The sequence below is a fragment of the Thiohalophilus sp. genome (assembly GCF_031581315.1).
Classification (GTDB): Bacteria; Pseudomonadota; Gammaproteobacteria; order UBA6429; family Thiohalophilaceae; genus Thiohalophilus.
In genome coordinates this window covers 1-8,149 of record NZ_JAVLAZ010000045.1, presented here as the reverse complement: position 1 = coordinate 8,149, position 8,149 = coordinate 1, and the positions used below count along the sequence as shown (strand labels likewise).

The 8,149-nt window shown below is 57.3% G+C and carries 12 protein-coding genes; 5 read left to right on the top strand and 7 right to left on the bottom strand.

The annotated features are described in order from the left end of the window. The 4 genes from RI563_RS08100 to RI563_RS08085 all read right to left on the bottom strand — a co-directional run. A partial coding sequence (locus RI563_RS08100; protein WP_411293569.1) for a YcgL domain-containing protein occupies positions 1 to 236 on the bottom strand: 236 nt, incomplete at its 3' end. Next, positions 233 to 922: a hypothetical protein gene (locus RI563_RS08095; protein WP_310693862.1), complete on the bottom strand. Its 690-nt coding sequence runs from the start codon at positions 920 to 922 to the stop codon at positions 233 to 235. The genes RI563_RS08095 and RI563_RS08100, both read right to left, overlap by 4 nt. Positions 923 to 1,056: 134 nt before the next feature. After that, a complete protein-coding gene (locus RI563_RS08090; protein WP_411293570.1) occupies positions 1,057 to 1,356 on the bottom strand; it encodes a TusE/DsrC/DsvC family sulfur relay protein in 300 nt (99 codons plus the stop codon). 117 nt (positions 1,357 to 1,473) lie between these two features. Further along, positions 1,474 to 3,039 carry an AAA family ATPase gene (locus RI563_RS08085; RefSeq protein WP_310693861.1) on the bottom strand — a complete coding sequence of 522 codons (1,566 nt, stop codon included), beginning with the start codon at positions 3,037 to 3,039 and terminating at the stop codon, positions 1,474 to 1,476. Positions 3,040 to 3,104: 65 nt separating this feature from the next. Here RI563_RS08085 and RI563_RS08080 point away from each other — a divergent pair, with 65 nt between their 5' ends. From RI563_RS08080 to trxA, 3 genes are all read left to right on the top strand, one after another. Further along, on the top strand, positions 3,105 to 3,515 hold the full coding sequence (locus RI563_RS08080; RefSeq protein ID WP_310693860.1) for an RNA-binding S4 domain-containing protein: 411 nt from the start codon (positions 3,105 to 3,107) through the stop codon (positions 3,513 to 3,515). Next, a complete protein-coding gene (locus RI563_RS08075) occupies positions 3,512 to 3,949 on the top strand; it encodes an NUDIX hydrolase (RefSeq protein WP_310693859.1) in 438 nt (145 codons plus the stop codon). Before RI563_RS08080 ends, RI563_RS08075 begins: the two co-directional genes overlap by 4 nt. Positions 3,950 to 4,028: 79 nt before the next feature. Next, positions 4,029 to 4,415, top strand: a complete 387-nt coding sequence (gene trxA / locus RI563_RS08070; protein WP_310693858.1) for a thioredoxin — start codon at positions 4,029 to 4,031, stop codon at positions 4,413 to 4,415. A gap of 340 nt (positions 4,416 to 4,755) precedes the next feature. On the opposite strand, the gene moeA is transcribed toward trxA, so the two are convergent. From moeA to mobA, 3 genes are read right to left on the bottom strand one after another with little or no spacing between them, the layout of a single operon-like run. After that, positions 4,756 to 6,003 carry a molybdopterin molybdotransferase MoeA gene (gene moeA, locus RI563_RS08065; RefSeq protein ID WP_310693857.1) on the bottom strand — a complete coding sequence of 416 codons (1,248 nt, stop codon included), beginning with the start codon at positions 6,001 to 6,003 and terminating at the stop codon, positions 4,756 to 4,758. A gap of 50 nt (positions 6,004 to 6,053) precedes the next feature. Then, positions 6,054 to 6,584, bottom strand: a complete 531-nt coding sequence (gene mobB / locus RI563_RS08060) for a molybdopterin-guanine dinucleotide biosynthesis protein B (protein WP_310693856.1) — start codon at positions 6,582 to 6,584, stop codon at positions 6,054 to 6,056. Continuing rightward, the gene (gene mobA, locus RI563_RS08055) at positions 6,581 to 7,171 is read right to left on the bottom strand and encodes a molybdenum cofactor guanylyltransferase MobA (protein ID WP_310693855.1); all 591 of its coding nucleotides are present in this window, start codon (positions 7,169 to 7,171) and stop codon (positions 6,581 to 6,583) included. The genes mobB and mobA overlap by 4 nt, the downstream gene beginning before the upstream one ends. A 137-nt stretch (positions 7,172 to 7,308) precedes the next feature. Here mobA and RI563_RS08050 point away from each other — a divergent pair, with 137 nt between their 5' ends. Both RI563_RS08050 and RI563_RS08045 read left to right on the top strand, forming a co-directional pair. Beyond that, positions 7,309 to 7,524 (top strand): hypothetical protein, encoded by a 216-nt coding sequence (locus RI563_RS08050; protein ID WP_310693854.1) that lies wholly within the window; start codon positions 7,309 to 7,311, stop codon positions 7,522 to 7,524. Positions 7,525 to 7,529: 5 nt separating this feature from the next. Continuing rightward, on the top strand, positions 7,530 to 8,149 hold a 620-nt coding region (locus tag RI563_RS08045), incomplete at its 3' end, for an HDOD domain-containing protein (protein ID WP_310693853.1).

Sequence of the window (8,149 nt, the reverse complement as noted above, 5' to 3'; positions counted from 1 at the left end):
CCGGGCGGCATTTGCAGGTAAAATCCTTGTTCTTCTATTGCGGCGATCACCTCGGCACCGGTACAGCGGGCCAGCCGGCGCTCCGGCGTCAGTGAAAGTTCCAGAAACTGTTCGGTTTCTCCCAGCAGATTCAGTATATTCTCCGGTACAGTCGACCAGTCATCTTCCCCGGGCAGGTAGACGTACAGGCCGGGTTTGCGCCGGCTGCGATAGACGTAGCAGTTGATCGGGTTCAATTGAGAGTGACCTGCGAGGTGGCGTTGGCCAGCGCCGATTCAATCTGCTGTAACCGCTGCTGTGCTTCAGGCAGTGTGTGACCCTGTTGTTGAATGTCCTCCAGCAGGGTTCTTGCTTCCTGATAGATTGTGCTGAGTTGTTCGGCATCGAACAGTTGTAATGCTGTGTGGACCGCCTGTTCCGATTCACTCAATAACGAGGGGACCAGCTCATTCTGCTCGATGGGCGAGTCGGGCAGGATGATGTCGGCCACAAACACTTCGTCGGCGAGCCGATTATGCAGCTGGCGCGCCTGTTCTTCCTCATCCAGCTTGCCAAGTGCCACTGGATCGTTGGCCGCCCCCTGGCGTACTGCCAGCATGATCACCTGCACCAGCTTGTTCACAGCCTGCTTGATCTCACTATGATCACCGGGCAAGGCGCAGCACTGGACATAACACTGATCCAGCCGTTCCTTGATATCCAGAATGACATCACTTTCACTGTTGGGTTGCAGTTCCACGGCCTCCTGAACCAGATCGCGAAAATAGCGCAAAAAATGATTGAGCTCGGTCTCGTCCTGCTCGCGTGCCTGTATCACCTGTTCGGCATCAAGGCTGTTGCCATCCGGAAACAGAGAGTTGTGGTACTTGCGTTGCAAGTGCCGTTCGCGGGGACCGGGTTGCTGACTGAACTGGATTGGCATGAGATAAACCGGCCTGGTTGTGTGGATCCGTGAATGATACCGGATTTTTCCGTGCTGTCAGAAGGGTCTGTCAGCCGAAAAAAAAGACCGGCGCGAAGCCGGTCTTTTGAGCCCTGGGAAGTAACCGTGTCGGATCAGACGCAGCCGGTCGGCTTGGGCAGGCCGCCCCACTTGCAAATCAGTTTCATCGGGCCTCTTTTGAAGATGTCATACAGCTCTTTGGAGGAGACGCCCGTCTGTTTGGCAAATTTGCGGATCGGCGGAACGACGCCGTCTTCTTCGTACATGTGCCGCGCCTGATTAATCAGATCCATGATTTGATCGTCAATTTCCATCTCGTCCTGCTTGGCCAGTTCTTTGGCGACTTCTTCTGACCAGTCGTCACGATCGACGAGAAAGCCTTCGCCGTCCAGATTCAGTTCCACTGTTATCAACCTCCTGATTGAAAGAATGTGTTTTTGGGGCTGCCCCAAAATTGTCTTATAACCTTAGCAAAAGACTCGGGTATTTGGCAAGGGGCCAGGGCCCTTTTTTCCGCATGTAGAACAGGGTTACTGTTCTGTCTGGTGGCGAATGCGGGCCGCCAGCCGCTCGGGATCGGGTTGTTGTGTGGTGTCGATGTTAATGGCCCGGTCCTGTTCCCGGCTGTCGAGGGGATCATGATGCTGCAACTGGGCCTCGAGCACGGCCAGATCCGCTTCGGAAGCGTCCCGCCCGGCCTGCTGGCGGTGGCGAATGCGCTCGCGCAACAGCTCGGGGGCGGCCTGCAGGGCGAGGATATGAAACGGCACGCCGCAGTCATCGGCCAGTTCGGCAAAGGGCCGGCGGCGGGCCTGTTGCAGGAAGGCGGCATCGACGATCACCGTGTAGCCCGCCTGCAGCAGGTGGTGGCTCAGTTCCTGTAAATGGCGATAGAGCCGGTCGCTGGCCTGGGTCGAATACTTGCCGGTGCCGATGTCCTGATCGCTGTCGGCCTCGCCAAACAGGCGCGCCCGCTCCACGTCGGAACGCAGGCGCACCGCGCCAAGTGACTGCAGCAGGCCATCGGTGACAGTACTCTTGCCGCTGCCGGAAAAGCCCATGGTGATCAGCAGGGCGGGGGAATCGCGACGGCTACAGGCCATGGCCAGATCGAGATAGTCGTTCAGCTCCTGGCGATGGCGCGGCTGCTCATGCTGACCCAGTTCGATGGCGGCCACCTTGGCCCGTACCATGGCGCGATAAACCCGGTAGAAGGGCAGCAGATCCAGCCCGGCATAATCGCCGGTCTGCTCCAGGTAACGATTGAGCACATACCAGCCAAGACCGCTGGCGGCATGCGCATCGAGATCCATAACCAAAAAAGCGATTTCATTGAGGGTATCAATCCAGCGCAGGGCCGGGTCAAACTCGATACAGTCAAAGGCGATGACCTCATCCTGCCACAGGGCAATGTTGCGCAGATGCAGATCGCCATGGCATTCGCGGATAAAGCCGTCGCGATGACGTTGTTCAAACCGGCTGGCCAGCTGTTGCAACTGTTGTTCGCTCCAGTCGGCCACCCCGGTCAGCCGCGGATCATCGGCCAGTTGCGGCGCCTGCTGGCGAATCTGCGTAATGTTCTCATCGCAGGGATAACGGATCGCCTGCGGGGTGCCGTACTCACTATCGGGCGGGGCGGCGGGCAGTTGCTGGTGAAATTCCCCGATCAGGGCGGCCAGTTGATCGAGATGGGTCAACGTCAGTTGCTGTTTTTGCAGCAGATGGTCAAACCCCTGATCGGGGTCGAATTGACACATCTGCAGCGCGTACTCGATTACCTCTCCCTCGGTCTGTTGGGAGTCGGCCATCACGATGCCGTCGGCGGTATCGAGCACCGCCAGAACCTGCAGATAAATCGGTGCGGCCAGACGGCGATTAAGACGCAGCTCTTCCTGGCAATAATAGTGGCGCAGGTCGAGCGTGCTGAAATCGAGAAAGCCGAGATCCAGCGGTTTTTTGAGTTTGTAGGCAAACTCACCGGTCAGTAATACCCAGGAGATGTGGGTTTCGATCAATTCGATCGTGGCAACGGGATGCGTATAGGCCGACGGCTGTTGCAACGCTGCCAGCCAGGCTGGAGTTTGCGCCTCGCTCATTGGTACACTGAATGTATTATCTTCATAGGCTCAGCCTAGCGCTGATCGTCGATCGGGACAATCATATGTCGTCGGATTCCACCACACAAATACGCCTGGACAAATGGCTCTGGGCAGCCCGGTTTTACAAGACCCGCATGCAGGCCAGCGAGGCGATCAATGGTGGGCATATCAAGCTCAACGGTCAACGCACCAAACCGGGGGCCCGATTGCAGATTGGCGATCAACTGTTCATACGCAAGCAGATGTTGACCTTTGACATTATCGTGCGTGAATTGGCGCAACGACGGGGTCCTGCCAGTGTGGCAGAACGATTGTATGAGGAAACAGTCGAAAGTGTGACCCGGCGCGAAACGCAACAGGCCGCGCGGCGGGAACAGGCCCGGCTCAATCCCCGGCCAAAGCGTAAACCGGACAAGCGGGAGCGGCGCAAGATTATCCGTTTTGTGAACAAATACAGTCAGGAGAATTCGTGAGCCGGCCAGAGACACCGTTATTGACCGTGGATATCATCATCCGGCTGTTCGAACGACCCGATGAACCGCTGGTACTGATCGAGCGTAAAAACCCGCCTCCCGGCTGGGCATTACCCGGTGGCTTCGTGGACATCGGCGAAACCCTGGAGACGGCCGCCGTGCGCGAGGCGCGCGAGGAGACCGGATTGCAGGTCACGTTGGAACGCCTGCTGGGTTGTTATTCGGATCCGCGGCGCGATCCCCGCGGGCATACCGTCAGCGCGGTGTATATCGGCTATGCTCGCGGCGAGCCCCGGGCGGCGGACGATGCGCGCGCTATCAGGCTGGCCAGTCCGACGGAATTGCCGGAAAAACTCGCTTTTGATCATGGACTTATTCTTGATGACTATCGTCATTATCTGGCCACGGGCGAGCTTGCGCCGGTACGGAAATAGCGGGGTTGTATCAGAAAAAATTGCCCCTATATTTACCGTTACGCAAAAATTGACACATTCCCAATTTCAGGAGAAATCCATGGCGACCGTAGAACTGACCCCCGAAAACTTCAAAGATGTCATCGAGCAGAACGATTTTGTGATTATCGACTTCTGGGCGCCGTGGTGTGGTCCTTGCCAGTCTTTCGGTCCGGTGTATGAAGAAGTGTCCGAAAAACACGACGATGTCGTCTTTGCCAAGGTCAACACCGAAGATCAACAGGAAATGGCCGGCATGTTCAATATCCGCTCCATTCCGACGCTGATGATCTTCCGCGAGCAGGTCATTCTCTATTCCGAAGCCGGCGCACTGCAGCAATCCGCGTTCGAAAAACTGATCGAGGATGCCAAGGCCCTGGATATGGAAAAAGTCCACCAGGAAGTCGCCAAGCAACAGCAGGAACAGGAACAACAGGCCCAGTCCTGATACCTGCCAGCTATCTGCAGTCAAATAACTGTCAGATAATCAATCAGTCCGCGAATGAACGCCAATTAACGCGAATTTGAATTTTCTTATTCGCGGTTTTTTGCGTTTATTTGCGGATAACTTTTCTTCTGCGCCTGGTTACATCAGCACTTTAAACGGCTACACCTCGATCAGGGTGCCGGGCTCGATATCTGGAATCAGCTATCGGTAGTCAGATAGCTGCCAGATAAATCAGTCCGCGAATAAAACGCCAATTAACGCGAATTTGAATTTTCTTATTCGCGTTTTTTGCGTTTATTTGCGGACAAATTTTCTTCTGCAAGCGGCATGGTGTGAATAGTTACATCAGCCCTTTAAACGGCTGCACTTCGACCAGGGTGCCGGCGTCGATGTTGTCGGCTTCCAGTGGCAGGATGATGAAACAGTTGGCGCGGCTCATGCCGCTGAGGATATGCGAGGCCTGCATGCCCGCAGCGGTAACGCCCGGGTTGCCCTGTTCATCATAGGTCAGGATGCCGCGTTGAAAGTCGGTACGACCGGCGCGTTTTTTCAACGCTTCGCGACAGGGTACTTTGAATGTCAGTGGCGCTTCCGCCTCTTCACCCATCAGGCGACGCAGGGCCGGCAGGGCAAACTGGTAGAAGGTTGCCATGACCGACACCGGGTTGCCGGGCAGGCCGAAGAACCAGGCGTTTTTGACCCGCCCGAAAGCCAGCGGTTTGCCTGGTTTCATGGCGATTTTCCAGAAACTGACCTGGCCGAGTTTATCCAGGGTCGTTTTAACGTAATCGGCTTCCCCCACCGACACACCGCCGGAGGTGATTATCGCATCGGCCTGATCGGCGGCCTGTTCAAAGGCGGCTTCGATCGCCTCGGGCACATCCCGGACGACCCCCAGATCGAGAATCTCCACATCCAGTTCCTTGAGCATGCCGTACAGGGTGTAACGGTTGCTGTCATAAATCTGGCCTTCTTCCAGTGTCTCGCCGACCGGGCGCAGTTCATCGCCGGTGGAGAAAAACGCAACTCGCAGTTTGCGTGCCACCGTGACTTCGGGCACACCCAGCGAGGCCAGCAGGCCGATCTCGGCCGCCTGCAGACGCTGGCCTTTTTGTAACACCACATCCTCCACGGCAATATCCTCGCCGGCGTGACGTACGTTCTGTCCCGGCGTGTGACCTGAGCCAAAGGTGATACGTTCGCCGTCGATGCTGGCATGCTCCTGCATGATTACCGTGTCGGCCCCGTCGGGCAGCTTGGCGCCGGTCATGATGCGCACGCATTGACCGGTCCGGACTTCGCCGTCGAACGGATTGCCGGCGAAGGCGGTACCGATCAAATCCAGCGTGATATCGTCGTCGCCGAGATCCGCACCGCGCAGTGCGTAACCATCCATGGCGGAGTTTTTGTACGGCGGCACATTCAGTGGCGAACGGATATCCTCGGCCAGAACATGGTTGTGCGCCTGCATCAGCGGCAGTCTCAGGGTCTCTTCTACGGGCGTGATGCTGTGCTGAATCTGTTCCAGCGCCTGTTCCACGCGCAGGTTGTTGGGATCGAATTCGTCGCAGGAGGGTTTGGCGGACATAGGCGGTTACTCAATAAACGGGGTTTTTTGCGAGCCGGGATTATGCCATATCAGCCGCGATTCTGCTGAATGAAGGCTTCAACAAAGTCGGCAATGGCCGGCGGGTTATTAATATCGAGCAGGCTCAACCCGGCGTCAATGTCGGTGGGCAGTTCCGTTATCAGGGCGATGATTTGCGGGTCGTCGACATACAGCGGCGAATGCGAAACCACGTCGCGATACACTTCCAGTTTGGTATAGGCTGCGTGCTTGAAACCTTCCACCAGGATCAAATCCAGGCCATCACAGTCCAGTTTCGGAATCAGTTCCTCCAGTTGCGGATCATGATTCTGTAGCGGGGTTTCGGTAATCAGTGCCCAGCGATTCTGCGAGGCGACCAGCATCTGACTGGCACCGGCATGGCGCAGTTCATAACTGTCCTTGCCGGGATAATCGATATCAAATTGGTGATGCGCGTGTTTGATAACGCCGAGCTGATAGCCCCGTTCGCGCAGGAGGGCGATCAGCTGGGTTAGCAGCGTGGTTTTACCACTGCCGCTGTAGCCGACAAAACCGAGCAGGGGACAGGGCGCTTCAATCATGATAATCCGGGTTCCAGTTGTTGCGGTTCGTTGATGTTGATCAACGCATGGGCTTGATCGGAATAGTCCACCAGGGCGTGAGACTGGCTGCGAATCCACTCCTGCACCCGGTGGTGGCCCTGTTGGTAATAGGTGAGTAACGCGGATTCACAGGAACGGTGCAACAGGCAGAGGGTGCCATGCAAGCGCTGTCCGTCAGTGACCGCGACCACGGGGACCTGTTGCTGTGTGGCTGTCTCACTCAGGCGGGCCACCAGATCGCCCGGCAGTCGTGGTGTATCGCAGGGCGCAAAACAGAACCACTCACCATCACATTGTTGCAGGGCACTGTAAAACCCGGCCAGGGGCCCGGGAAAATCGGGCCATAGATCCCCGACGACCGGATAGCCATAGCGTTGATAGGTTGCCTGGTGGCGATTGGCATTGAGGCATAGCTTCGTCACCTGGGGATGCAATCGTTCGCAAACATGTTCGATCAACGCACGCCCCTGGTAGGGGAGTAAGCCTTTATCCTGCCCCTGCATGCGCCGGGCCTGGCCGCCGGCCAGGATGATGCCGGTAATGGTGGTGGGTGCAGGTAAGATCATGCCGGTTCCGTTGGGCTCAAAACCCCAGTATATCGCGCTTCCCGGCACGGCGTGTCAATTCCTAAAGATCGCCGCTTGCGAGCCGATAAGGGTAAAACTGCAAGCAATAGAACCACTCATTACCGAACCGGGTTCCCATGTCCAGTATCGATGCCACCATGAAAAACGCCGTCAATGGCATGCAGGCCGGTATTACCACCGCCCGGCGCGCGGCTTCCCAGATCGCCTCGGGGCGTGGCGACAGCGAATCCCTGCAGGATCTCAAACAGGCCGAGCGCCAGGTGGCCACTAACGCCAAGAGCGTGGAACAGGCCAACGAAGCTCTGGGCGGGGTCATTGATGTCAAGGCGTGATCCCGTTGCTGGCTGATACCTCGCGCGATGCCATTCGGCTGGATGTTCGCAAACTGAGCAGTTTGCCGGCCGTCTCGCCGGTACTGGATCAGCTGCTCGATGCCATCGGCGATGAGGATATCACTATCGAGTCCTTTGCCCGGCTGATCGAGCAGGATCCTGCCCTGCTGGGGCGGATCATCGGCCTGGCTAATGCCGCCTATTTTGGCCATGCTGAACCGGTCACCTCCGCTGAGGAGGCCATTTTCAAATCCCTGGGCCTGCGCCTGGCCCGCAGCCTCGCCCTGAGTATCGCCCTGGCCGGGCCATTCAGAATCCTGGCATCGATTCCCGGTTTTGAACTGCAGCGCTTCTGGTTGCAGGCGATTCTCACTGCCAGTATGACCCAGGAATTGAGTGCTCTGGTCACGGTTGAACCGCGTCCCGGCGCGGAGGAAAGTTATCTGGCCGGCATGTTGCACAATTTTGGTTTGCTGCCCCTGATCCATCTTTATCCCGAAGAGGTGACCGAAGCCTATCGTCGTCGCGAGGCGGAGCCGGCCCTGTCACTCAGCAGCGCCCTGCGCGAGGTCAGCGATACCGATCATTACGAGGTCGGGGCCTGGCTGGCGGAGCACTGGCACAT